Annotated in this window: 20 protein-coding genes; 10 read left to right on the top strand and 10 right to left on the bottom strand. The window is 66.7% G+C overall.

The genetic code is table 11. The annotated features are described in order from the left end of the window. Positions 1–51: 51 nt before the first annotated feature. Complete coding sequence (locus AB4Y98_RS12690) at positions 52–588, top strand: hypothetical protein (protein ID WP_442244463.1); 537 nt, start codon at positions 52–54, stop codon at positions 586–588. 124 nt (positions 589–712) lie between these two features. On the opposite strand, the gene hmgA is transcribed toward AB4Y98_RS12690, so the two are convergent. Next, positions 713–2,011: a homogentisate 1,2-dioxygenase gene (hmgA, locus tag AB4Y98_RS12685; protein WP_394197536.1), complete on the bottom strand. Its 1,299-nt coding sequence runs from the start codon at positions 2,009–2,011 to the stop codon at positions 713–715. Between the two features lie 85 nt (positions 2,012–2,096). Then, a complete protein-coding gene (gene hppD, locus AB4Y98_RS12680) occupies positions 2,097–3,209 on the bottom strand; it encodes a 4-hydroxyphenylpyruvate dioxygenase (RefSeq protein WP_170919610.1) in 1,113 nt (370 codons plus the stop codon). Between the two features lie 129 nt (positions 3,210–3,338). On the opposite strand from hppD, the gene AB4Y98_RS12675 reads away from it, so the two are divergent. Both AB4Y98_RS12675 and AB4Y98_RS12670 read left to right on the top strand, forming a co-directional pair. After that, entirely contained in the window at positions 3,339–3,833 is a 495-nt protein-coding gene (locus tag AB4Y98_RS12675; RefSeq protein WP_223496937.1) for a MarR family winged helix-turn-helix transcriptional regulator, read from the top strand. A 549-nt stretch (positions 3,834–4,382) separates the two neighbouring features. Continuing rightward, positions 4,383–4,610: a hypothetical protein gene (locus tag AB4Y98_RS12670; RefSeq protein ID WP_312108293.1), complete on the top strand. Its 228-nt coding sequence runs from the start codon at positions 4,383–4,385 to the stop codon at positions 4,608–4,610. A 98-nt stretch (positions 4,611–4,708) separates the two neighbouring features. Here the strand turns inward: AB4Y98_RS12670 and AB4Y98_RS12665 are convergent, their stop codons facing one another. The 4 genes from AB4Y98_RS12665 to AB4Y98_RS12650 all read right to left on the bottom strand — a co-directional run bounded on the left by AB4Y98_RS12665 (position 4,709) and on the right by AB4Y98_RS12650 (position 9,142). After that, complete coding sequence (locus AB4Y98_RS12665; protein WP_442244462.1) at positions 4,709–5,848, bottom strand: hypothetical protein; 1,140 nt, start codon at positions 5,846–5,848, stop codon at positions 4,709–4,711. 120 nt (positions 5,849–5,968) lie between these two features. Continuing rightward, the gene (locus AB4Y98_RS12660; RefSeq protein WP_033832411.1) at positions 5,969–6,571 is read right to left on the bottom strand and encodes a thioredoxin family protein; all 603 of its coding nucleotides are present in this window, start codon (positions 6,569–6,571) and stop codon (positions 5,969–5,971) included. 16 nt (positions 6,572–6,587) lie between these two features. After that, the gene (locus tag AB4Y98_RS12655) at positions 6,588–8,087 is read right to left on the bottom strand and encodes a peptide MFS transporter (protein ID WP_025874587.1); all 1,500 of its coding nucleotides are present in this window, start codon (positions 8,085–8,087) and stop codon (positions 6,588–6,590) included. A 179-nt stretch (positions 8,088–8,266) separates the two neighbouring features. Next, on the bottom strand, positions 8,267–9,142 hold the full coding sequence (locus tag AB4Y98_RS12650; protein ID WP_140225246.1) for a tryptophan 2,3-dioxygenase: 876 nt from the start codon (positions 9,140–9,142) through the stop codon (positions 8,267–8,269). A 325-nt stretch (positions 9,143–9,467) separates the two neighbouring features. Here AB4Y98_RS12650 and pdhA point away from each other — a divergent pair, with 325 nt between their 5' ends. From pdhA to AB4Y98_RS12630, 4 genes are read left to right on the top strand one after another with little or no spacing between them, the layout of a single operon-like run. Next, the gene (pdhA, locus tag AB4Y98_RS12645; protein WP_032976633.1) at positions 9,468–10,550 is read left to right on the top strand and encodes a pyruvate dehydrogenase (acetyl-transferring) E1 component subunit alpha; all 1,083 of its coding nucleotides are present in this window, start codon (positions 9,468–9,470) and stop codon (positions 10,548–10,550) included. Continuing rightward, positions 10,543–11,610: an alpha-ketoacid dehydrogenase subunit beta gene (locus AB4Y98_RS12640; RefSeq protein WP_025874584.1), complete on the top strand. Its 1,068-nt coding sequence runs from the start codon at positions 10,543–10,545 to the stop codon at positions 11,608–11,610. The genes pdhA and AB4Y98_RS12640 overlap by 8 nt, the downstream gene beginning before the upstream one ends. 1 nt (position 11,611) lies before the next feature. Beyond that, positions 11,612–11,965, top strand: a complete 354-nt coding sequence (locus AB4Y98_RS12635; RefSeq protein WP_025874583.1) for an SH3 domain-containing protein — start codon at positions 11,612–11,614, stop codon at positions 11,963–11,965. After that, positions 11,962–13,356 carry a dihydrolipoamide acetyltransferase family protein gene (locus AB4Y98_RS12630; RefSeq protein ID WP_442244461.1) on the top strand — a complete coding sequence of 465 codons (1,395 nt, stop codon included), beginning with the start codon at positions 11,962–11,964 and terminating at the stop codon, positions 13,354–13,356. Before AB4Y98_RS12635 ends, AB4Y98_RS12630 begins: the two co-directional genes overlap by 4 nt. 163 nt (positions 13,357–13,519) lie before the next feature. On the opposite strand, the gene AB4Y98_RS12625 is transcribed toward AB4Y98_RS12630, so the two are convergent. The 3 genes from AB4Y98_RS12625 to AB4Y98_RS12615 form a co-directional block, all read right to left on the bottom strand. Further along, the gene (locus AB4Y98_RS12625) at positions 13,520–13,906 is read right to left on the bottom strand and encodes a VOC family protein (protein ID WP_442244460.1); all 387 of its coding nucleotides are present in this window, start codon (positions 13,904–13,906) and stop codon (positions 13,520–13,522) included. A gap of 262 nt (positions 13,907–14,168) precedes the next feature. Next, positions 14,169–14,876: a helix-turn-helix transcriptional regulator gene (locus tag AB4Y98_RS12620; RefSeq protein WP_140228453.1), complete on the bottom strand. Its 708-nt coding sequence runs from the start codon at positions 14,874–14,876 to the stop codon at positions 14,169–14,171. Next, positions 14,876–15,511 carry an NAD-dependent epimerase/dehydratase family protein gene (locus AB4Y98_RS12615; protein ID WP_442244459.1) on the bottom strand — a complete coding sequence of 212 codons (636 nt, stop codon included), beginning with the start codon at positions 15,509–15,511 and terminating at the stop codon, positions 14,876–14,878. The genes AB4Y98_RS12620 and AB4Y98_RS12615 overlap by 1 nt, the downstream gene beginning before the upstream one ends. Positions 15,512–15,617: 106 nt before the next feature. Here AB4Y98_RS12615 and AB4Y98_RS12610 point away from each other — a divergent pair, with 106 nt between their 5' ends. Then, entirely contained in the window at positions 15,618–17,156 is a 1,539-nt protein-coding gene (locus AB4Y98_RS12610) for a GGDEF domain-containing protein (RefSeq protein WP_025874577.1), read from the top strand. 87 nt (positions 17,157–17,243) lie between these two features. Here the strand turns inward: AB4Y98_RS12610 and AB4Y98_RS12605 are convergent, their stop codons facing one another. Further along, positions 17,244–18,170 carry a DUF808 domain-containing protein gene (locus tag AB4Y98_RS12605; protein ID WP_442244458.1) on the bottom strand — a complete coding sequence of 309 codons (927 nt, stop codon included), beginning with the start codon at positions 18,168–18,170 and terminating at the stop codon, positions 17,244–17,246. A 212-nt stretch (positions 18,171–18,382) separates the two neighbouring features. On the opposite strand from AB4Y98_RS12605, the gene AB4Y98_RS12600 reads away from it, so the two are divergent. Together AB4Y98_RS12600 and AB4Y98_RS12595 are read left to right on the top strand one after the other, a co-directional pair. Then, positions 18,383–20,026 carry an ABC1 kinase family protein gene (locus AB4Y98_RS12600; protein ID WP_243378189.1) on the top strand — a complete coding sequence of 548 codons (1,644 nt, stop codon included), beginning with the start codon at positions 18,383–18,385 and terminating at the stop codon, positions 20,024–20,026. Positions 20,027–20,286: 260 nt separating this feature from the next. Next, positions 20,287–22,392, top strand: a complete 2,106-nt coding sequence (locus AB4Y98_RS12595) for a phosphoglycerol transferase I (RefSeq protein ID WP_442244457.1) — start codon at positions 20,287–20,289, stop codon at positions 22,390–22,392. The last annotated feature ends 486 nt before the right edge of the window (positions 22,393–22,878 follow it).

The raw sequence follows: 22,878 nt of genomic DNA, 5'->3' as shown, positions 1-22,878 counted from the left end.
TTTCATCGCCCTCATTCAGGCTGGGCGAGCACCGACTTGGCTGTCCTCCCCATGCAACCGCGCAAGACCGACCTCGCCCGAACCGCGCTGCAGGCCCACCGCGCACCGCTGGACATGCGCCAGCGACGGCTGCTGATCCTGTGTGATGGCCAGCGCAGCATCGCCGAGCTGACCGCACTGCTTGGGCAGGACGCGGCAGCGATGGTGATCCAGATGATCCAGGGCGGCTACCTGGTGACCGCTGCGGACGTACCCGCCTCCACGCCGCCTGCGCCGGTTGCGATGCCGGCTCCGCTGGCGCCGTCAGTCACTGCCGCTTCTGCGGCGCCGGTCGAGCGCCGCCGCTCGCTGGTAGCCGCGCGCATCTATGTGCTGGGAATCCTGGAGATGCAGCGGCATCCCAACGCAGCGGCGCTGTTCCGCGACCTGCAGCAGGCGCGTGCCGAAGGCGAGGTGCTGCGGGTGATGCAATCGGCGCTGCAGGTGCTGCCGGCGCTGACCTCGGAAGGGTACTGCCAGCGCGTGCGGCAGCGGCTGATGGAGGCGCTGCCGGTGGAGCATTGCAGCGCGTTCGCGGCCATTGCCTGAACCGGTGAACAGCATCCACGCATGGCGTGGATCTACTGGGAAGCGCGATAGCGCACCCGCACATGGCGCGGATCCATCCGTGTGCGTGGTGCAGTAGATCCACGCCATGCGTGGATGCGGACGATCAACGGAAATTGTTGCGCAGGCCGTTCCAGCACTGCTGGTAATCGCCCTGCCGGTGGCTTGCTGCCAGCGCCTGCGCGGTCGGGCGGATCACCCCACGGGTCTCGAACATGAAGGCCATGGTGTCCTTGATCACATCCGGTTTGGACAGGTCCGCATTGGAGGCCTTGTCGAAGGTCGGGGCATCCGGACCGTGGCCGCTCATGCAGTTGTGCAGCGACGCACCGCCCGGCACGAAGCCTTCGGCCTTGGCGTCGTAGGCACCATGCACCAGGCCCATGAACTCGCTGGCGATGTTGCGGTGGAACCACGGCGGACGGAACGTGTTCTGCGCCACCAGCCAGCGCGGCGGGAAGATCGCAAAGTCCATGTTGCTGGTGCCCGGGGTGTCGCTGGGCGAGTGCAGCACCAGGAAGATCGACGGATCCGGGTGGTCGTGGCTGATCGAGCCGATGGTGTTGAAGCGGCGCAGATCATAGCGGTACGGCGCGTAGTTGCCGTGCCAGGCGACCACGTCCAGCGGCGAATGATTGATCGGCGCACGCCACAGGCGGCCGTCGAACTTGGCAATCAGTTCGAAATCGCCGTCGACGTCTTCGAACGCGGCATGCGGGGTCTCGAAATCGCGCGGATTGGCCAGGCCGTTGGAACCGATCGGGCCCAGGTCGGGCAGCTTCAGCAGTGTGCCGAAGTTCTCGCAGATGTAGCCGCGGCTCGGGCCATCCGGCAGCTCGACGCGGAAGCGCACGCCGCGCGGAATCACCGCGATCTGCTGCGGTTCGATCTCGATCACGCCCAGCTCGGTCAGCAGGCGCAGGCTGCCCAGCTGCGGCACGATCAGCAGTTCGCCGTCGGCGTCGTAGAAGTAGCGGCCGACCATGTCACGGTTGGCTGCGTACAGATGGATGCCGACACCGGCATGCGCGTCGGGCGAGCCGTTGCCGCCCATCGTGTACAGGCCTTCGACGAAATCGGTGGGCAGCTCCGGCAGCGGCAGCGGGCTCCAGCGCAGCTGGTTCGGCGAAGCCGGCTGCGCACTGAAATCGCACTGCAGCTGTGATTGCGCGAAGGGAGTGAACTCGCCGTGGGTGACCGCCGGGCGGATCCGGTACAGCCAGCTGCGGCGATTGCTGCCGCGCGGTGCGGTGAATGCGGTACCGGTCAGCTGCTCGGCATACAGGCCATGGGCCACCTTCTGCGGCGAGTTCTGGCCGACGGGCAGCGCACCGGGCACGGCCTCGCTGGCGAACTCGTTGCCGAAACCGGACTGGTAGCCGCGGGCGGTGATGGAAGGAGACATGGAAACTCCAGAGGTTGCCGGCCAGCGGCCGGCACTACCATTCGGACAGGGTTTGCCGGCCAGTGGCCGGCATTGCCTGCAGACCTTACAGCACGCCGCGGCGGATCTGGTCGCGTTCGATGCTCTCGAACAGCGCGGTGAAGTTGCCTTCGCCGAAGCCTTCGTTGCCCTTGCGCTGGATGATCTCGAAGAAGATCGGGCCGATACAGTTCTGGGTGAAGATCTGCAGCAGCTTGCGCTGGTGGGTTTCCGGGTCGGCGTCGATCAGGATCTTGTTCTTCGCCAGGCGGGCGACATCCTCACCGTGGTTCGGCACGCGCTGGTCGATCACATCGAAGTAGGTCTCCGGCGTGTCGAGGAAATCCACGCCCTGCGCACGCATGGCTTCGACCGTTTCATAGATGTTCTCGGTGAAGCAGGCGATGTGCTGGATGCCCTCGCCCTTGTACGCGTCCAGATACTCGTTGATCTGGCTCTTCGGGTCGGACGATTCGTTCAGCGGAATGCGCACGATGCCGTCCGGCGCGGTCATCGCCTTGGACACCAGGCCGGTCTTCAGGCCCTTGATGTCGAAGTAGCGGATCTCGCGGAAGTTGAACAGGCGCTCGTAGTAGTCCGACCACTGCTGCATGTTGCCGAAGTACAGGTTGTGGGTCAGGTGGTCGATGAAGGTCAGGCCGAAGCCCTTCGGGCGCAACTCGGCGCCGGCGATCAGCTCGTAGTCGCCATCGAAGATGCTGCCGGCATCGCCGTAGCGGTCCACCAGGTACAGCATGCAGTCGCCGATGCCCTTGATGACCGGGGCGTTGACCGCCTTGCTCTCCGGCTTGAAGGCGATGGCTTCAGCGCCGTTGCCCAGCGCGGTCTGGTAGACCTCCGCACCCGGCTTCTTGAAGCGGATGGCGAAGCCGCAGGCGCACGGGCCGTGCTTTTCGGCGAAGTCGGCGGCGAACGAATCGGGGTCTTCATTGACCAGGAAGTTGACGTCGCCCTGGCGATAGACGGTAATCGGACGCTGCTTGTGCTTGAGCACCGCGCTGAAGCCCATCTTGCGGAAGTACTCGTGCAGCTCGGCACCACGGCCGGCCGGTGCGGCGAATTCGACGAACTCGAAGCCGTCGATGCCCATCGGGTTTTCGAAGGTGGTGACCTGCATGCCGGGGTTGGGATGCGAGGCGGACGGGACTGCGGTATTCATGGCGTGGCTCCGAATCGGTGCCGCATCGGCACAAACCAGGTGCGGGCGGGGTTGGACCCGGCGAGAATGCAGGGTACGGACCCAATACTTATAGTTACACTTGAAACCACCAGCAAGGTGCACCGCAACATGAGCCCCGCCGATCCCGTTTCCACCCGCCTGCGTGCTTCCCACGTCCTGCTCGACCTGGAACAGTTCCTGCCGTACCGGCTGAGCGTGCTGTCCAACCGGGTCAGCGGCAACATCGCCAAGCTGTACGGCGACCGCTATGGCCTGGCCATTCCGGAGTGGCGGGTGATCACCATCCTGGCGCTGTACCCCGGGTCGTCGGCCAGCGAGGTCTCCGACCGCACGGCGATGGACAAGGTGGCGGTCAGCCGCGCGGTGGCCCGCCTGCTGGAGCGCGGTTTCATCAAGCGTGAGACGCATGGCGATGACCGCCGCCGTTCGGTGTTGGCGCTGTCGGCGGCGGGGTTCGAGGTATACGAGACGATCGCGCCGATGGTGATCGAGATCACCCGCAAGCTGATGTCGGTGCTCAGCGAAGAAGAGGAGCAGATGCTGGAGAAGCTGATCCTGCGCCTGGCCGGCGATGGCCTGGAGCGGATGGGCGAAGGGGTCTGACCCCGGGGCGGCGCCCCCCCGCCGCCGCTCTTGGTAGGTGTCGACCTTGGTCGACACATGGATCCACGCCAGGCGTGGATGTGGATGATGTCGCGGGCTGCGCGGTGAGGGATCAGACGCAGGCCATTGATGACGCCCAACGCGCGCGTTGGTCATTGCCCGCCGACGAACGGTCTTTCGGCCGGGTTCGACTCGCCATGTCGCGTTTACCGCCTGATATTTCGGAATGGGGCCGATAGAGTCCTGATCGGCGGAGCTGGCGTATCGCCATTCGCGCATCAAGTGGCATTGCCTATTGGACAGCCGGTTCCATCGGCCTGAGGGTAGGCACACAGCGGAGCACCGCTGCCGGGGTTGAAAGCCCGTTACTCAAACGCGCAACGACGCTGCACCAATGGTGCCCATCTTGCGGTGGCGGCATTCTGCAGCCGGGCCTGCCCTATGGCGGGCGGTGCGTGGGGCCTCGTGCCCACCGTTTTCGCGTTTGAGCGGTCTTTCAACCACGCATCGCCTGCCGCCTTCCCGGCGGCTTCGCCACGGAGCTTCGCCATGACACGCCCCAGTCCCCCCACTACCGAGCCCATCGACCGCGAAGCCGACCTGCAGCGCATCGATGAGGCGTTGGCCACACTGGAAGCCATCACCCAGGCGTGGTTCGAACATCAGCGTCTCAAGGCCTGCCAGCCGGGGCTGCTGCTGTCGTTGAACCGGCTGCTTGACCTGACCAGTCTCGCCAAGGGCTATGCCAGTGCGCTGCGGGTGATTGCCGAGCCCTGAGTGCTGGATGGAAGAGCATCCACGCATGGCGTGGATCTACTCGAAGCCCGCACGCATCTGGTCAGTAGATCCGCGCCATGCGTGGATGACCCACTCGATCAGCTCAGATGCTTGCGCCGCGCATGGATCCACGGCACCGCAAGCGCGCCGATGGCGCCACCGGCAAAGCCCAGCGAGGCGGCAACAGTGGCCGCTTCGACCGCCCCGGGCAACGCCAGTGCAGCAGTGACCAGCAGCAGCGACGGCAGGCCGACGAAGGTGCCCAGGAAGAACGGCCAGCGCGGCGACCAGGTGTTGAGCTGCAGCAGGCTGACCGGCTGCCACGCTTCGGACGAGGCATCTTCGGCGATCTTCGCTACCACTCTGCCCAGATCCACTTCCGGCAACAGCTTGCCCGGACGCGCGGCGGCAATCGCCTCGGCCACGGCCTCGACGGGCGGGAAGCTGCCCGGCCACGCCACCGGTGCTGGCACGCCATAGGCGGTCAGCAGCGGCACGCTCAACCAAGGCGCTACCAGTGGACGCAGCCTGCGCCGGCCATGCACACACCAGATCTGTGGCTGGCCGTGTGCGGTCACGCTGTACAACGCCAGCTCGCTCGGCGGCGGGTAGCCCAGCATGGTCACCCGGGCCGCCAGGCTGTCCTGGTCCATCGCACGCAGGAAGCCGGGGCGGCTGCGCCCTTCCTGCATCCAGGCCAGGCCAAGCGCGCCGACCAGATAGGCCTCGGCGACATCCTTGCTGCCCGCGTTGGCGCGGTCATCGCTGGCCAGGTACCAGGCCAGTGACTTCGGTTCGGGCACGTCGGCCAGGCCCCAGCGACTGTCGTCGCCCAGCACATGGCGCACCGGCAGGCGGGCGGGTGCGGTTTCACCACGCTCAGCGGGCTGCAGGAACGGCAGCACGCCCTGCACGAAACTGGACAGGTCGATCGCACGCACGCCGTTGCCGTGCCATTCCGGCGGCAGCAGGCCGGCCAGCTGTCCCTCGGCGGCGAGTCGATCCAACCGCGCCTTCTGTTCCACCAGCTTCTGCACCGCGCCCTTCAGCACCACGTTGTCGGGCAGGGCGATCTGCGGCAGCCGATGCCGCGGCGGTGCCAACTCCAGCGTGTCTTCGCCGGTGCCGGCGTCCTCCAGCAGGGCTTCCTGCGCAGGCAGGCTCACGCCATCGGGCGCCTCTCCTTCGGCCAACGGGCTGGCAGGTTCGGGCAGGCGTTCGGCGTGGTCGCTGTGCATGGGCGCTCCGGTCGCGCCGGGTGGCGCAGTGAGGTCCTTGCCATTAACGGCCGAAGGGTAATGATCTGTAGATCCACGCCACGCGTGGATGGCCGGGCAGCGGGCGGGAAACGCCGGGCGCTACCGGTCAGGCGCCCACTGCTTGAGGAACGCCATCACGCGTGCGGTCTGCACGGCATTGCCCTTGCGCATTGCTTCGCTGGGCTGCGGCGCCAGCAGGGTGCCGTCGGCATCGATCACCAGCAGGTGCGGGTGCTCGCCTTCGAGCGGCGGGAACTGGCCGAGGAACGCCGCGTTCGGGTTCTCGGCGCTGTCGTTGACCTTCACCCACACGTAGTGGGCATCACGGAAGCGGCGCAGATCGCCATTGCCTTCCACGGCTTCATCCAGCGCATGGCAGGGCTCGCACGCGGCGTTGCCCACTTCCAGGATGATGCGCTTGTTGCCGCGCTGGGCCTCGACCTTGGCCGTTTCCAGGTCGGCAACGGGATTGCGGGCGGGGTCGAACTGCGCGCCAAGCCCGGCAATGGCGGCGATATCGGCCGCCGCCGGGGTGTTGCCCGAGGCCACCGGTTCGCTGGGGTCAGCGACCGGTGGCTCGGTGGGGCGGGTATCGAGGGGCTGCGTGGGCTCGGGGGCCGCGGGAGGTTGAGGCTGCGAACAGGCGCCGATCAGCGCCGCACACACCACTGCCACCACTGCACCACCGAACGTTGTACGCATGCCCACTACCCTCTCATTACTTCACGCCATGCATCAGCTTGTTGATCAGCGGCGCGACCAGGAACAGGACCACACCCGAACCGATCAAGGCCCAGAACCCGAAGGTATACCCCTTCAGGGCCGATTCGACCGTCATGCCACCTTCACCGCTGACCGCACCGGCGAAGATGCCCGACAGGTTGTTGCCGATGCCGGTGGACAGGAACCAGCCGCCCATGCCGAAACCGACCAGGCGCACCGGGGCCAGCTTGGTCACCATCGACAGGCCGATCGGCGACAGGCACAGCTCACCGACGGACTGGATGACGTAGACCATGAACAGGGTCCAGAACGGGATCTTGCCGTCCACGACCATGGTCGACAGGGCGAACATCAGCAGGGCGAAGGCCGCGCCGTTGAACAGCAGGCCGAGGCCGAACTTGCGCGGGATGGACGGATTGGCGCGGCCCAGGGCCACCCAGATCCAGGCGATGATCGGCGCCAGGGTGATGATCGCCACCGAGTTGACCGACTGGAACCACGCGGTCGGGAAGGTCCACTCACCCAGCTGGCGGTTGACGATGTTCTCGGCCAGGAAGGTGAAGGAGCTGCCGGCCTGTTCGAAGAACATCCAGAACATGACGTTGAAGGCGAAGATGATCAGCATGGCGATCACACGGTCGCGCTGCACCTTGCCCTCGCGGATGCCTTCCACCAGCAGCAGCACGGCCAGGGCAGCGAACATCACGCCAAGGATCCAGGCCAGCGCGGTGGCGCCGGTGGCGAGCAGGAAGTAGGCCACCGGAATGGCGAACAGCGAACCGACCAGCACCATGACGATGCGGCCGAAGCCTTCGGCACCGGCCGGCGGTGCACCGATGCCCTTCAGGCCGGCACGACCGATGTAGAACCACACCAGCGAGATCAGCATGCCCACGCCGGAAGCGATGAACACGACCTTGTAGGACGGCATTTCCGAGGTGCCGAAGACCTTGCGGGCCAGGTACTCGGTCAGCACCGGAGCGATCATCGCGCCGATGTTGATGCCCATGTAGAAGATGGTGAAGCCCGAGTCGCGGCGTTCGTCCTTCAGGCCGTACAGCTTGCCGACCATGGTCGAGATGTTGGGCTTGAACAGACCGTTGCCGACGATGATCGTGGCCAGGCCGAGCTTGAAGATGTGCTCCTGCGGCAGCGAGATCATGAACAGGCCGACGGCCATGATGATCGCGCCGGTCAGGATCGAGCGCTGGTAACCCAGTACCCGGTCGGCCACGTAACCGCCGAAGATCGCCGCGGCGTACACCAGCGCCAGGTAGGCGCCGTAGATGCGGCTGGCGTCGCCTTCACCGGCGGCGTTGCCGTTGTAGAACTGGGCAACGATGTACAGCACCAACGCCCAGCGGATGCCGTAGAACGCAAAGCGCTCCCAGAACTCGGTCATGAACAGCATCCACAACGGGCGCGGGTGGCCCATCGTGGTGTTGAAGTCCGGCAGCGCCGGCTCTGGGGTGTTCGCAGTGGCGTTTACGCTCATGCGGAATTCCTGGTTCGGTGGATGGAGGCACGTCCGATGTGCGGTGAAGCAACGCGCGAGGATCACCGACTTCTGGCGTTCACGTCAAATACACGCCGTTTGAGGCAGGTCGCAGCCTGCTCGCTGAACTTGCATCTGAAACGATCCAGCCAGCCGCGGGCGGCCAAGCTGAATGGGGATCAGGCCAGATCCGGCGGGGGCGCGACCTGCAGGGTGGTGCGTACCTGGAACAATTCAGGGAAGAAGGTCAGTTCCAGCGCCTTGGCCAGGAAGCCCACGCCGGACGAGCCGCCGGTGCCGCGCTTGAAGCCGATCACCCGCATCACCGTGCGCATGTGGCGGAACCGCCACAGCTGGAAGGCGGTTTCCAGGTCCACCAGGTCCTCGCACAGCGCGTACTCGCGCCAGTAGCGGTCGGTGTCCTGGTAGATGCGTTCGAAGACCGGCTGCAGGCTGTCGTCGGCCACGTGTGGCTGGGTCCAGTCGTGCGCCTCGTACACCGCCGGCACGGCGTGGCCGAAGCGGGCCAGGTACTTCAGGAATTCCTCGTACAGGCTCGGCGCCTCCAGCACGGTGCGCAGCTGCGCCTGCCCGGCCGTGTCGTGCTCGAACACCTGCAGCATCTGCGCGTTCTTGTTGCCCAGCAGGAACTCGATGTAGCGGTACTGCAGCGACTGGAAGCCCGAGGACGGACCCAGCACGTCGCGGAAGCCCATGTACTCGGACGGGGTGAGCGTTTCCAGCACCGACCACTGCTCGGTCAGCTGGCGCAGCACCTGCTTGCTGCGCGCCAGCACCTTGCGGCACTGCCAGACCTCATCGCGCTGCAGGAAGCCGATCGCCGCACCCAGCTCGTGGCCCAGCAGCTTCAACCACAGCTCGGAGGTCTGGTGCTGGATGATGAAGAGCATCTCGTCGTGATGCGGCGGGTTGGACAGCGGCTGCTGCGCGCTGAGCAGCTGGTCCAGCCGCAGGTAGCCGCCGTAGGTCAGCCGCCCCTGCAGATCGGTGTGGATACCGGCTTCGAGATCGCGTTGGTTGTTGTCGACGGACATGGGCGGGACCAGATCGGGGGCGGCAAGGGTAGCGCGTTGCCGCCGCGCTGGCAGCCGCGATGACCGTACCGGGGCGTGCGGTAGGGCTGTGGAACGGTGGTTGCGCGTGGAACCGTTTGCGCCGTTCTACTGGCGCTCAGCCCAGCGTCGTTTGTGATGCTTTGCAGCAATGGCTGAATACGTTGAAGTTATTGGCATCATGGACCCGGTGGGGGGTACAAAGGCCGGTAGGCCGTGCTGCGCCGCAGGACGGCTTTTTCGTACGCATTCCTTAACATGGCGATTCATATCATTTGTAACTTCTCTGTCGAAGGTGCAGTACGCAATGACGGTTGCCGCTGAGTTCAAGATCGAATACCTGCAGTATCTGGACACGGACGGCACGCTCGTYCGCGATGACCTGCCCGAAGCCCTGCGCGACCCACGCGCGTTGCTGCCGATGTTCAAGCAGATGCTGTTCGTGCGCGTGTTCGACGGCAAGTCGATCGCGCTGCAGCGCACCGGCAAGCTGGGCACCTACGCCGCATGCCTCGGCCACGAAGCCGCGCATGTGGGCATCGGCGCCTCGATGCAGAAGGACGACGTGTTCGCACCGTCCTACCGCGAGTACGGCGCGATGTTCATGCGTGGCGTGCGCCCGCACGACGTGCTGATGTACTGGGGCGGCGACGAGCGCGGCAACGACTACGGCGGCAATGCCGCCAAGGACTTCCCGTTCTGCGTGCCGATTTCCACCCAGTGCCTGCACGCCGCAGGCGCTGCGCTGAAGTTCAAGCTCAACAAGGAACCGCAGATCGCGGTGGCCGTATGCGGCGACGGTGGCAGTTCCAAGACCGACTTCTACGCGGCCTTGAATTCGGCCGGTGCCTACAAGCTGCCGCTGATCCTGTGCATCGTCAACAACGGCTGGGCCATCTCGGTCCCGCGTTCGGCGCAGACCGGTGCCGAGACACTGGCACAGAAGGGCCTGGCCGGCGGCCTGCACTGCCTGCAGGTGGACGGCAACGACCTGATCGCGGTGATGGCCGCCATGCTGCAGGCGCGCGAGCGTGCGCTGGCCGGCGACGGCGGCACCGTGCTGGAACTGATGACCTACCGCCTGTCCGACCACACCACCGCCGATGACGCGCGCCGCTACCGCGACGACGCCGAAGTGAAGGATGCCTGGCAGCGCGAGCCGATGCTGCGCCTGCGCAAGTACCTGACCAACGCCGGTGTCTGGAGCGAGGAAGAAGAAGCTGCCTGGACCGCCGAATGCGGCAAGCGCGTGGACGAGGAAGTGAACCTGTACCTCAACACGCCGGTGCAGCCGGTCGAGGCGATGTTCGATTTCCTCTATGCCGACCCGCCGCAGGACCTGCTGGCCCAGCGTGCCCAGGCGATCGCCCTGGAGCAGCGCCATGGATGAGATCAAGAACGGCGCGTCCAGCGCGCATACCAACGCCGCCGACAGCGCTGCCGTCGCGCGCGGAGAACAGAACATGACCGACACCCCGATCACCCTCATCGAAGCCATCACCCAGGCGCTGGCCTGGGAGCTGGAACACGACAAGTCGGTGCTGGTGCTGGGCGAAGACGTGGGCGTCAACGGCGGCGTGTTCCGCGCCACCGCCGGCCTGCAGCAGCGCTTCGGCGCCGACCGCATCCTCGACACCCCGCTGGATGAAACCACCATCGCCGGCCTCACCATCGGCCTGGCCGCACAGGGCATGAAGCCGGTGGCCGAAGCGCAGTTCGATGGCTTCATGTACCCGATGGTCGACCACATCATCTGCCACGCCGCGCGCCTGCGTTACCGCACCCGTGGCCGCCTGCACTGCCCGATGGTGCTGCGCGTGCCGTGGGGTGGCGGCATCCGTGCGCCGGAGCACCACAGCGAGGCCAACGAAGCGATCTTCACCAACGTACCGGGCCTGCGCGTGGTGCTGCCGTCCTCGCCGCAGCGCGCCTATGGCCTGCTGCTGGCCGCGATCCGCGAGCCGGATCCGGTGATCTACATGGAGCCCAAGCGCATCTACCGCCAGTACAAGGAAGTGGTCGTCAATGACGGCGAAGCCCTGCCGCTGGACGTGTGCTTCGTGCTGCGCGATGGCACCGACGTGACCCTGGTGACCTGGGGTGCACAGGTGAAGGAAGCGCTGGAAGCGGCCGACAAGCTGGCCGGCGAAGGCATCAGTGCCGAAGTCATCGACGTGGCTACGCTGCGTCCGCTGGACTTTGCCACCATCGCCGAGTCTGTGGCCAAGACCGGCCGCTGCGTGATCGTGCAGGAGGCCCCGAAGACCGCGGGCTTCGGCGCGGAAATCGCCGCACGCCTGGCCGAGGAATCGATCTACGACCTGCTGGCTCCGGTCGAGCGCGTTACCGGTTACGACACCCACATTCCGCTGTTCCGCCTGGAGATGAAGTATCTGCCGAGCGTGGAGCGGATCGTGGCGGCGGCCAAGCGCGCGGTGGCGGCAGGCTGACATGCGGGCCCGCCTTCTCGGGGCTTACCGCAGCCAGTATCCCAACCCGCTCCGGTTCCGCACCGGCCAGATCGTCGAAGTAGGTGTACGTGACGAGGAATGGCCGGCGTTTGCCTGGGTGCGCACCAGCGATGGGCGCGCCGGATGGGCACCGGTAGCGTGGTTGCAGCTGTTGGACGATGGTCGCGCCGAAGCCCTGCGCGACTACGACGCCCGCGAGCTGGATGTGGAGAACGGCGAGATGGTCAAGCTTCATCACGAACACGGCGGGTGGTGGTGGTCCGAGCGCGCCAATGGCGCGACGGGCTGGTTGCCTGCCCGCGAACTGGAACTGCTGGAAGAGAACTGCAAATGAGCCAGACCAAGAACTTCAACCTGCCCGACCTGGGCGAAGGCCTGCCGGACGCGACCATCGTCGAGTGGTTCGTCAAGGAAGGCGATGTGATCAAGCTGGACGAGCCGCTGGTCTCGATGGAGACCGCCAAGGCCGTCGTCGAAGTGCCCTCGCCGTTCTCCGGCACGGTGCTGAAGCTGTCCGGCGCTGCCGGCGACATCATCACGACCGGCGCGGTGCTGGCCAGCTTCGCGCTGGACCCGAACCTGCCGCAGCGTGCTGACGGCCAGGACACCGGCCACAGCCACGGCCATGCCGCTCCGGCTGCTGCGGCAGCTCCGACGCCACCGCCGCTGCCCACCGCAGCCGCCCCGGTGGCCGCTGGAGAAGCCAAGCCGGCTGCCGCCGAGCGTGATGACGCCGGCACCGTGGTCGGCGCGATGCAGAGCTCCAACGCTGTGCATGCCGAACAGGCGCTGGCCGTGGGCGGCGTCAAGGCCGTGCCGGCGGTGCGTGCCACCGCGCGCAAGCTGGGCGTGGACCTGAGCCGCGTACGTGCCACCGGCGCCGATGGCGCGGTGACCATGGCCGACGTCAAACAGGCCGCAGCCGACGGCAGCGCGAAGATCGGCGCGGCTCCGGCAGCGGTTGCTGCACCGGCTGCCGCCGCACCGGCGCCGGCCCAGGTGGCCGCACCGGTACAGTCCGACGCACGCACCCCGCTGTCCGCTGCCGGCAAGCCGATGCGCACCCAGCCGCCGGGCGTGGTCGCCAAGGGCCAGCCGGAACCGCTGAAGGGCGTGCGCCGCAACATGGCCCGCGTCATGGCCGATGCGCACAGCAAGGTCGTGCCGACCACGCTGAACGACGACGCCGACATCCACGCCTGGTTGCCGGGCAACGACGTCACCGCGCGCCTGGTGCGCTCGATCGTGGTCGCCGCGCAGAAGGTGCCGGCGATGAACGCCTGGTTCGACGGTGAAGCGCTGACCCGCACCCTGCACGCGCAGGTGGACATCGGCATCGCCGTGGATACCGACGACGGCCTGTTCGTGCCGGCCCTGCGCAACGCCGACATGCTCGACGCGCGTGGCATCCGTGAAGGCGTGAACCGTCTGCGCGAGCAGGTGGAAGCGCGTTCGATCGCGGCCTCGGAATTGAGCGGCTACACCATCTCGCTGTCCAACTTCGGCATGTTCGCCGGCCGCTACGCGACCCCGGTCGTGGTGCCGCCGTGCGTGGCCATCGTCGGTGCCGGCCGTGCCCGCCACCAGATGACCCCGGTGATGGGCGGCGTGGAAGCGCACAAGGTCATTCCGCTGTCGGTGACCTTCGACCACCGCGCCGCCACCGGCGGTGAAGCGGCCCGCTTCCTGCGCGCGATGATGGACGATCTGGCTCTGGCCAGCTGACCGGTAGGTGCCAACCTTGGTTGGCACATGAGTTGAAAAAACGCCGGGCATTGCCCGGCGTTTTTTTGTGCCTGCTGGATCGCGCGCCATCCACGCATCGCGTGGATCTACTGAACGACCTGTCGCTGCGGTGGGCTCGCCGTTGTTCTGCGTCAGGGGAGGATCAATCGCGCGCGACCATGCCCTCGGCGCGGCTGTAGACACGCAGCCGGTGACCATCGGGGTCGACCCCGACGAAGGTGTGGCCGAATTCCAGCGTCACCGGCGCCTGGGCGATGCGCACGCCAAGCCCGCGCCACTCGTCGTGCATGCGCTGCACCGTTGCTGCATCTGACACCACCATCGCCAGCTCGGCTGCACCGCCCTCCGCATCCACTGGCGGCTGCACGTCATCGCGCTGCCACAGGCCGAGTGCGGCGCCATCGCCGAGCAGGAACAGGGCAAAGCCGGGCGACTGTTCGACCGGTGCCGTGCCGAGGATGCCGCTGTAGAAGGTGGCGCTGGTGTCAACGTCGCGCACGTACTGCAGCAGGGTGCTTGGCTTGAACATGAGGAAGCTCCGTGGTTGGGAGCGGTCATGGTGGCCCTGCCCTGCTGACAGATCGTGTCAGCAGCGTCGACCCTGCTCGACTGCTGCTGCTCTGGCTTTGGTAGATGTCGAGCTTGCTCGACTGCTCTCCGCGAAGAGCAAGAGCGTCGAGCAAGCTCGACACCTACCGAGCGCAGAGAGCGAAGAGCAAGAGCGTCGAGCAAGCTCGACACCTACCAAAGCCAGAGCAACGACCGGAAGCGGTCGAGCAAGCTCGACCTCGTCACGAACGGTCCAGCCAATCCGGAGCGATGCCCTGCGCCTTCTGCCAGCGCCGCAACAAGGTCGCGCGTGGCACCAGGTAGTGCTCTTCCAACGCACGCGCATGGCGAATGCGATCCAGGCGGAAATGACGGAAGTCCTCGCGGCCCTCGCACCACGCCGCCAGCATGGGCACTTCATCGAAGTACCCCAGTGCGAACGGCCAGACCACGCGCTCGGTACGCCGGCCCTGCGCATCTTCGTAGGCGAACTGCAGCCGTTGCTGCGTGCCCACCGCTTCGCGCACGGCCTGCAGGCGCGCCGGGGGTACCTTGGCCGTCGTACGCGATGGACCCACCCGCAGGCCGCTGTCACGCAGCGCCTCGCGTCGCGCCGCCGGCAGCACATGCGCAATGCGCGCCAGGGCATCACGCGCGGCCTCGGCCAGGGCCGGCTCGGTGCGTGCCGCCACCCAGCGCAGGCCCAGCACCAGCGCGTCGATCTCGGCCGGTGGCAAGGTCAGCGGCGGCAGCACATCGCCCGGTTCCAGCTGGTAGCCGACACCGGCTTCCCCGCGCAGATCGGCGCCCTGCTCGCGCAGCGTTTCAATATCGCGGTACAGCGTACGCAGGCTGATGCCCAGTTCTTCGGCCAGCGCCTGCCCGGCCACCGGCCGGCGATGGCGGCGCAGCACCTGCAGCAGCTGGTTCAGGCGCAGCGCGCGGGACATCAGCCGACCAGATCGCGCGACGGCACCACGTGCTCGCCCGGCTTTGCCGCCAGCGCCGCATCCACCAGCACGTGTGCAATCTCCGGTGCCGGATTGATCCGCCAAGCACGTGGCAACATCGGCCCCAGCACACCCAGCACCTGCAGCGCGAAGTGTTCGCCACGGCGGACCTCCTGCCGCTCACCGCCGATCAGCCCCGGCCGCACCAGCGTCAGCGACGGGAAACCCAACGCGCGCAGGTCGCGCTCCAGCTCGCCTTTGACCCGGCTGTAGAAGATCGACGAACGCGGGTTGGCGCCTGCGGCCGAGTTCAGCGCGAAGGCCTGGGCACCCTGCGCAAGGGCCAGGCGGGCGAAGTCCAGCGGGTAATCGTGGTCGATGCGATGGAACGCCTCGCGGCTGCCGGCCTGGGCGATGGTGCTGCCCAGGGCGCAGATCACCGCGTCCACCCGGGCCCAGTCCGGCGCATCGGGCAGCCGGGCGAAGTCGAGCACCGGGTTGTGCAGTTTCCCGTGCGGCGCAGCCAGCGGGCGGCGGCTGGGCGCGACCACGGCGCTGCAGCGGGGGTCGGCCAGCAGCTGCGACAGGGCGTGGCCTCCGACCAGTCCCGTCGCCCCCAGCAACATCACACGCATACCCACCTCCACTGCGGCATCCTGTCACCCATCCTATCGGTTCAAGCCACCGCCGGTTGCGCCGATATGCTGTGACCAGCCCCCCTGCCATCCCAGGATGCGTTCCATGACGGACCAGCCCGACCCCCGCCCTGCCCCCGGCACCGCCATCGGGCCGCCTGCGCGCGTGCGCGCGGTGGTCGATGACGGGCGCGGCGATCGGGTGGTACTGCAGGGTGGTGGCAGCGTGGCGTTGCAGCAGCTGTTTGCCGGGGCCGATGCCCCCGAGCCGCTGCTGGCCGCCTTCGCCAATGGCATGGCCACCCTGCCGGGTGAGCTGGGCGACATGGGTGATCGCCTGCAATCGGCGCAGGCCAGTGCCGACTGGCCGCGCTATGGCCGGGCGATGCGGCAGCTGATCGATAAATACATCCGCACCATCGACCAGCACTCGCCCGATGGCCAGCCCGACAGCCTGCGCCTGTCCGAGCAGCTGCGGTTGCTGCTGGGCGGCGCGGTGGTCGCGCTGCTGCAGCACGATCCCGACCTGCGCGAGCAGGCGCAGGCCCTGGCCGTACGCCTGCGCCAATGGCAACCGGGCGCGGCACTGGAACCGATCGAACAGGGCGCGCGCGAGCTGGGCCACCAGATCGGCGTGCGCGCCGAAAGCTGGCAGGAACAGCAGGCGTTGTTGCTTGAGTTGTTCGCCCTGCTGCTGGAGAACGTCAGCGAGCTGCTGGATGACCGCAGTTGGCTGCAGGGCCAGATCGCGGCCGTGCGCCAGTTGCTGGCCGGGCCGCTGGAAGCCGAATCGGTCGAGCGCACCCGCGCCGAGCTGCGCGAGGTGATCTACAAGCAGGGCCTGCTGCGGCAGGGAATCGACGATTCGAAAGCGGCCATGCGTAGCTTGATGGGCGAGTTCATCGAGCGCATGGATGGCATGGCTGCCAGCACCGGTGAATACCACGACCGCATCGGCAGCTACGCGCTGCAGTTGCGCGAGGCGCGCAGCATCGCCGACCTCAACCACCTGCTGCAGGAAGTGATGCAGGACACCGGCAAAGTGCAGCAGCAGGCGGCGCAGGCGCGCGATCACCTGGCCAGCGCGCGGCAGGAAGTGGAACGCGCCGAACAGCGCATCAACCAGCTGGAGCAGGATCTGCGCGCGGCCGGCGATCTGGCGCGTATCGACCCGTTGACCCAGGCCCTGAACCGCCGTGGCCTGGATGAACTGCTGCAGCGCGAGCTGGCCCGCGCCGCACGCAACCACTCGCCGCTCGGACTGGCGGTGATCGACCTGGATGATTTCCACCAGACCAACGACGAACACGGCCATGCCGGCGGCGACGCGCTGCTGCAGCACCTGGTGGCGGTGTGCCGCCTGCTGCTGCGTGCCACCGATGGCATCGCCCGGCTGGGCGGCGACGAGTTCGTGCTGGTGCTTCCCGAAACCCCCGGCGCGGACAGCATGGCCACGGTGCAGCGGCTGCAGCGCTCACTGGCGCATCGCGTGCTGACCCTGCAGGAGCGGCGCATACCCGTGCATTTCAGTGCGGGCCTGGCGCAATGGCAGCCAGGCGACGATGCCGATACGCTGCTGCGACGCGCCGATGACGCGCTGTACGCGGCCAAGCGCCAAGGCAAGAACCGGGTACACGCGGGCTAGCTCGTCGGTGGGTGCCAACCTTGGTTGGTGCTTGCGGGAATAAAACCGCCGACCAAGGTCGGCCTCTACCGGGCAGTGGGCCGGCGCTTACTTGCCGCGCAGCTTCTGCACGCCAGTCACCGCCGCCAGCACGATGGCACCGGCGATGATGCCGACCACCATGTTGCCCAGCGCGTTGACCAGCCAGCCCCACTGGCCTTCCCCGCCCAGCGCCTGCACCGCGTGGTGCAGCGCCGGCACGTTGTGCACCAGGATGCCGCCGCCGACCAGGAACATCGCCGCGGTACCGGCCACCGACAGGAACTTCATCAGCCACGGTGCCGACACCAGCAGGCCGCGGCCAACTGCCGCCAGCGCGGCGCCCTTGCGCGACAGGTACAGGCCCAGGTCGTCCAGCTTGACGATGCCGGCGACCAGCCCGTAGACGAACACGGTCATCGCCAGCGCGATCACCACCAGGGTGCTGACCTGGTTGATGAACGACGCCGTCGCAACCACGCCCAGCGACAGCACGATGATTTCGGCCGAGAGGATGAAGTCGGTGCGGATCGCGCCCTTCACCTTGTCCTTTTCCCACGCGACCATGTCCACCTGCGCATCGGCCAGCGCCTTGCGTCGCTCAGCCTGGTGTTCGGCGTCCTCATCGGCGGAATGCAGGAACCGGTGCGCCAGCTTCTCCACGCCCTCGAAGCACAGGAAGGCGCCGCCGATCATCATCAGCGGCACGATCAGCGGCACGTTCCAGCCGCGGCTGTGCAGCCAGGCTTCCAGCGCGCTGATCGCCAGCGCCGCCGGCACCAGGATCACCTTGTTCACCAGCGAGCCCCTGGCCACCGCCCACACCACCGGCAGCTCGCGGTTGGCGTTGACGCCGGTCACCTGCTGCGCGTTCAGCGCCAGGTCGTCGCCCAGCACGCCGGCGGTCTTCTTGGCGGCGACCTTGGTCAGTACCGAGACGTCGTCGAGCAGGGAGGCGATATCGTCGAGCAGGGCAAACAGGCTGGCACCGGCCATGGGGGATCCAGTAAAGGGAATGAGCGGATTCTGACCGATCCGGCGCCACCTGCGGTAGCGGGTTCACCGCGCGCCCACCGGGCGGCAGGGACACTGGAAGCGTAATCCGGTCTCGCCGGCGGCGGGATCACGGACATCGGGTCGTCGTCTTCGAGGAGTGTCGTTTGAGCAATCCGTCCACCGCCACAGGCAATCCCCCGCTGATCCGGGGCATGAACCGGCGCAGCCAGATCCTGCGCCTGCTGATGCGCTACCGCCATTCCGGCGTGTTCTCCGGCATGAACCTGGACGCTGCCGGCAGCCACACCGACGTGCCACCGGACGGCAATCCGGAGCAGTTCGTCAGTGACCTGGAAGCACTGGGGCCCACCTTCGTCAAGCTCGGGCAGATGCTGTCGACCCGCCCGGACATGGTGCCGGTGGAGTTCGCCACTGCGCTGGAGCGGATGCAGGAGAAGGTGGCCGAGATTCCGGTGGAACGCATCCACGCCATCGTCGAGCAGGAACTGGGTGCACCGGTGAACAAGCTGTTCGCCGCATTCGACCCACAACCGCTGGGCTGCGCGTCGATCGCCCAGGTGCACCGCGCGGTGCTGCATGACGGTCGCGAGGTGGCGGTGAAAGTGCAGAAGCCCGAAGTGGCCGCGCAGCTGCGTTCGGATCTGGAAGTGCTGCGCAGCTTCGCCCTGGCCGCCGACCATCTGACCCAGATCGGTCGCCGCGTGCGCCTGCGCGACTGGCTCAACGAATTCGCCAAGACGCTGATGCAGGAGCTGGACTACCACGCCGAGGCCGAGAACCTGTCGCGCTTCGGCCGGCACTTGAAGCCGTTCCGGCGCCTGTGGATTCCGCAGCCGCTGTGGGACTACAGCAGCCATCGCGTGCTGACCATGGAACTGGCCACCGGCGTGCGCGTGGATGCCATTCCCGATGTGCGCCGCACCGAACAGGCGATGGATCCGCTGGCGGCGGCGCTGATCCGCGGTTACCTGGACCAGATCTTCGTGCACGGCGAAATCCATGCCGACCCGCATCCCGGCAACCTGCGGGTGATGCCTGATGGGCGCTTGGCCATCTTCGACCTGGGCATGGTCGCGCACATGCCACCGCGGCTGCGCGAGCGCCTGCTGAAGATCCTGTTTGCCGCCGTCGATGGCCGCGGCGAGGAAGTGGCCGACGACCTGATCAGCATCAGCACGCGGCTGGAGGCATTCGATGAGGAGCGCTACCTGCGCGAGACCGGCCAGCTGATCGCACGCTATGCCGCCAGCGCCAATTTCTCCGAAGGGCGCGTGGTGCTGGACATGGTGCGCATTGCCACCTCGTCCGGATTGCGCACGCCGCCGGAGCTGAGCCTGCTGGGCAAGGCGCTGCTCAACCTTGAAACCGTATGCCGCCTGCTGGCACCAGACCTTGATACGCGCCGCATCGTCGAACGCCAGCTGCAACACGTGATGCGTGCGCGCCTGAAAAAATCGCTGTCGGCCGCCAACCTGGCCAGCGAGGCGATGGAGCTGCAGCAACTGCTGCGCGACGGGCCGCGCAAGCTGTCGGACATCATGGCGCTGCTGGCCGAGAACCGCCTGCAGATGAAGGTGACCGGGCTGGAAGAATCGCGGCTGATGGAGAACCTGCAGAAGATCGCCAACCGCGTGGCCGCCGGCATCATCAGCGCCGCGTTGATCATGGCGGCGGCAATGATGATGAAGATCGACACGGGCTGGCATGTGCTGGGCTATCCCGCCATCGCACTGGTGCTGTTGTTGATCGGCGTGGTGCTTGGGCTGGGCATCGTGACCAGCGCATTGTTGTTCGATCGCCGTGCGCGCTCGCGCGAGGAACGCGGGCATCGATAGCGTCGTATCCACGCACGACGTGGATCAGCGAAAACAGTGAATTCATGCGGTTTTTAATGCAATCGAGCGTGAGTTTTCACGCTCGTTTTACGTTCGCGGCATGATATCGCGCGCACGATTTCAACAAACATTTCAGTCAGGTTCGTGCATGCACTATCGGGTCATCGGCCTGTCATGCAGATGTGCTTGCAGCAGCGCCGGTCGGATGGACACGCGTCGGTACGACGTCCATCGCCACCCCGTCACTGCCGAAGCTGCCTATGCTCTGGATTCTGCTGCTGTCGCTGTTGCTGCTGTCCTGGTTGTTCCTCGCGTCCGCAAAGTGGGTGTGGTGGAAAGCAGGCTTGTTCTCGCTGTTGCTGCTGGCGCTCAGTGCCTGGTGGCTGATCGACAAGCTGTCCGGCGACGGACTCAACGCCGCCACCCTGTACCACCTGGGTGCGGACATGGAAGGCGCCGGTGTCGCCGACTTCAAGGGCTATATCGCCGGCTTCATCGTGCTGGCCGCCGTGTCGCTGCTGCCGCTGTTCGCTACGCGGGTGAAGCGTTGGCGCCGCCCCACGGCCGGTGGTGCGTGGTTTGCCGGTTTCGCCGCGCTGTGGGTGGCGGCGATCATGATCAGCCCACTGGCCCGCGATGGCCAACGCCTGTACCAGCAGCTGCGCCCGGTGGATTTCGCCCGTATCGCCCCCGAATACCAGGTGCCCACGCAGGCCCTGCAGCGCCCACGCAACATCGTCTGGATCTACGGCGAGAGCCTGGAGCGCACCTATCTGGATGAGGCCGTGTTTCCCGGCCTGATGCCCAATCTCAACCGCCTGGCGGCCAGGTCGCTGGATGTACGCGGTCTGGCCTCGGCCGAAGGCGGTGGCTGGACCATCGCCGGCCTGGTGTCGTCGATGTGCGGCGTGCCGCTGACCACCTCGCAGGGTGATGAGAACAGCATGGACCGCATGGGCAGCTTCCTGCCCAAGGCCGTGTGCCTGGGTGATTATCTCAAGCAGCAGGGCTACACCAACCATTACCTGGGTGGTGCCAACGGCCAGTTCGCCGGCAAGGGCCAGTTCCTGGCCAGCCACGGCTTCGATGAAGTGCATGACCTGGCGTGGTTCAAGCAGCAGAAGAAGATCGGCCGTATCCACTACTCGGCGTGGGGCGTGCATGACGACGTGCTGCTGGACACCGCCTACCAGCGCTTCGAGCAGCTGTCGCGACAGGATGCGCCGTTCATGCTGACCACGCTGACCATGGACACGCACCACCCGGCCGGGCACCTGCCGGTGGCCTGCAAGGGCGAGCGCTACCAGAGCCAGTACGGCAACATCGGCATGCTCAATGCGCTCAAGTGCACCGACCGCCTGATCTCGCAGCTGGTCGAACGCATCCAGGCCAGCCCGTACGGCAAGGACACGTTGATCGTGATCGCCTCCGATCACCTGGCCATGCCCAATGACCTCAGCCATATCCTGACCAAGCAGAAGCGCGAGAACCTGCTGTTGTTCCTCGGTGATGGCGTCGCCCCGCGCCAGCTGGCCGCTGAAGACGGCTCGACCCTGGATTCCGGGGCCACCCTGCTCAGCCTGCTCGATCCGAACCTGCAGACGATGGGCTTTGGCCGTTCGCTGCTGGACGACAAGCGCGCGCCGAGTGCCAGCGCCGCGGCACGCCGCGATGGCGGCCGCGACTATCCGCAGTACCTGGCCTTCGCCCGCTCGCTGTGGCTGGGTGAGCCGACGCGGCAGCTGAAGATCGACGGCCATGACCAGGTGGTGGTGGGCCTGCAGCACGTGCAGCCGCCGGTGCTGCTGGAATACGACAAGGACTGGGACCTGAAATCGGTGTACCTGGAAAACACCTCGCGCCAGTTCGACGATGCCGACCCGGACAACACGCTCGCCTACGTTGATCGCTGCACCGCGTTCGAGGATGGCTCGGCCGACGGCGACTGGTGCGCGCTGCTGGTGAACCGCGACAACGGCATCAAGCTGTACCGGGACGGCCAGCTGCGCAACGGCATCGACGTGGATGCACCACTGGATGCGTTCCAGGGCCCCCGCCCCAGCGTGCGCCAGGCACACATGATCACGCAGAAGGGCCGCCGTACCCGCGCCGGCCAGTACATGCTGCAGCTGGTGGCGAGCACGCGCCCGGATCGCGGTTTCTGGATCGAAGCGGTGTCCTCGCAGCGCAAGGTGGTGCTGGCCCAGCAGTGGGTGCAGCCCGATGCCGATGGCAAGATCAACGTGTCATTCGGGCTCGACCACGAAGTGGATGATCTGGAAATCCGCGCGTGGTTGAACCATGCCGAGAAGCTGGCGGTGGATACGTTCGCACTGGTGCCCTCGCGCGGCCGACCGCGGGGGTAAAGGGGTTCGGCAGGGCTGCGCCCTGCACCTGCTACGAGCCGAAGCAACGGCAACAGCGACAGCGACAGCTGGCATTCCGTGGGATGGCGGGGCACTGTGGGTTTGCGGGGCCGCCGCAAGTACGTCCGTGTAGGCTTGGTCGCCGCATCCATGCGGCTCACACCCCGCAAACCCACAGTGCCCCACCTTCGACAGTTTCCCGGTGGTCAGTAGATCCACGCCATGCGTGGATGAATGTCCATCGAAATCGAATATTTCGACAATTGATCGAAAAGCATCCACGCATGGCGTGGATCTACGTGTCGACCAAGGTCGACACCTACCAACAGCAGCGCGGTCGAAACCCACCAAGAGCACGCCATGCAATTTCGCCAGATCGCAGAAATCTGTCGAAGGCGGGGTGGGTCCGGTTGCGGGGGCGTGAGCGCCATGGATGGCGCGACCGAGCTTACAGGGACGTACTTGCAGCGTCCCCCGCAACCGGAC

It is taken from the genome of Stenotrophomonas sp. 2YAF26 (assembly GCF_052114625.1).
Lineage (GTDB): Bacteria > Pseudomonadota > Gammaproteobacteria > Xanthomonadales > Xanthomonadaceae > Stenotrophomonas > Stenotrophomonas indicatrix.
This window is presented reverse-complemented; position numbering and strand designations above follow the sequence as displayed.

What these genes read in the sequence shown, in the direction of transcription:
- AB4Y98_RS12630 (WP_442244461.1), top strand. Translation starts at nt 11,962, where the DNA reads ATGAGCCAGACCAAGAACTTCAACCTGCCCGACCTGGGCGAAGGCCTG.
- AB4Y98_RS12605 (WP_442244458.1), bottom strand. Translation starts at nt 18,170, where the DNA reads ATGGCCGGTGCCAGCCTGTTTGCCCTGCTCGACGATATCGCCTCCCTG.
- AB4Y98_RS12615 (WP_442244459.1), bottom strand. Translation starts at nt 15,511, where the DNA reads ATGCGTGTGATGTTGCTGGGGGCGACGGGACTGGTCGGAGGCCACGCC.
- AB4Y98_RS12640 (WP_025874584.1), top strand. Translation starts at nt 10,543, where the DNA reads ATGGATGAGATCAAGAACGGCGCGTCCAGCGCGCATACCAACGCCGCC.
- AB4Y98_RS12650 (WP_140225246.1), bottom strand. Translation starts at nt 9,142, where the DNA reads ATGTCCGTCGACAACAACCAACGCGATCTCGAAGCCGGTATCCACACC.
- AB4Y98_RS12600 (WP_243378189.1), top strand. Translation starts at nt 18,383, where the DNA reads ATGAACCGGCGCAGCCAGATCCTGCGCCTGCTGATGCGCTACCGCCAT.
- AB4Y98_RS12690 (WP_442244463.1), top strand. Translation starts at nt 52, where the DNA reads ATGCAACCGCGCAAGACCGACCTCGCCCGAACCGCGCTGCAGGCCCAC.
- AB4Y98_RS12625 (WP_442244460.1), bottom strand. Translation starts at nt 13,906, where the DNA reads ATGTTCAAGCCAAGCACCCTGCTGCAGTACGTGCGCGACGTTGACACC.
- AB4Y98_RS12610 (WP_025874577.1), top strand. Translation starts at nt 15,618, where the DNA reads ATGACGGACCAGCCCGACCCCCGCCCTGCCCCCGGCACCGCCATCGGG.
- hppD (WP_170919610.1), bottom strand. Translation starts at nt 3,209, where the DNA reads ATGAATACCGCAGTCCCGTCCGCCTCGCATCCCAACCCCGGCATGCAG.
- AB4Y98_RS12670 (WP_312108293.1), top strand. Translation starts at nt 4,383, where the DNA reads ATGACACGCCCCAGTCCCCCCACTACCGAGCCCATCGACCGCGAAGCC.
- hmgA (WP_394197536.1), bottom strand. Translation starts at nt 2,011, where the DNA reads ATGTCTCCTTCCATCACCGCCCGCGGCTACCAGTCCGGTTTCGGCAAC.
- AB4Y98_RS12635 (WP_025874583.1), top strand. Translation starts at nt 11,612, where the DNA reads ATGCGGGCCCGCCTTCTCGGGGCTTACCGCAGCCAGTATCCCAACCCG.
- AB4Y98_RS12655 (WP_025874587.1), bottom strand. Translation starts at nt 8,087, where the DNA reads ATGAGCGTAAACGCCACTGCGAACACCCCAGAGCCGGCGCTGCCGGAC.
- AB4Y98_RS12665 (WP_442244462.1), bottom strand. Translation starts at nt 5,848, where the DNA reads ATGCACAGCGACCACGCCGAACGCCTGCCCGAACCTGCCAGCCCGTTG.
- AB4Y98_RS12675 (WP_223496937.1), top strand. Translation starts at nt 3,339, where the DNA reads ATGAGCCCCGCCGATCCCGTTTCCACCCGCCTGCGTGCTTCCCACGTC.
- AB4Y98_RS12660 (WP_033832411.1), bottom strand. Translation starts at nt 6,571, where the DNA reads ATGCGTACAACGTTCGGTGGTGCAGTGGTGGCAGTGGTGTGTGCGGCG.
- AB4Y98_RS12595 (WP_442244457.1), top strand. Translation starts at nt 20,287, where the DNA reads ATGCTCTGGATTCTGCTGCTGTCGCTGTTGCTGCTGTCCTGGTTGTTC.
- AB4Y98_RS12620 (WP_140228453.1), bottom strand. Translation starts at nt 14,876, where the DNA reads ATGTCCCGCGCGCTGCGCCTGAACCAGCTGCTGCAGGTGCTGCGCCGC.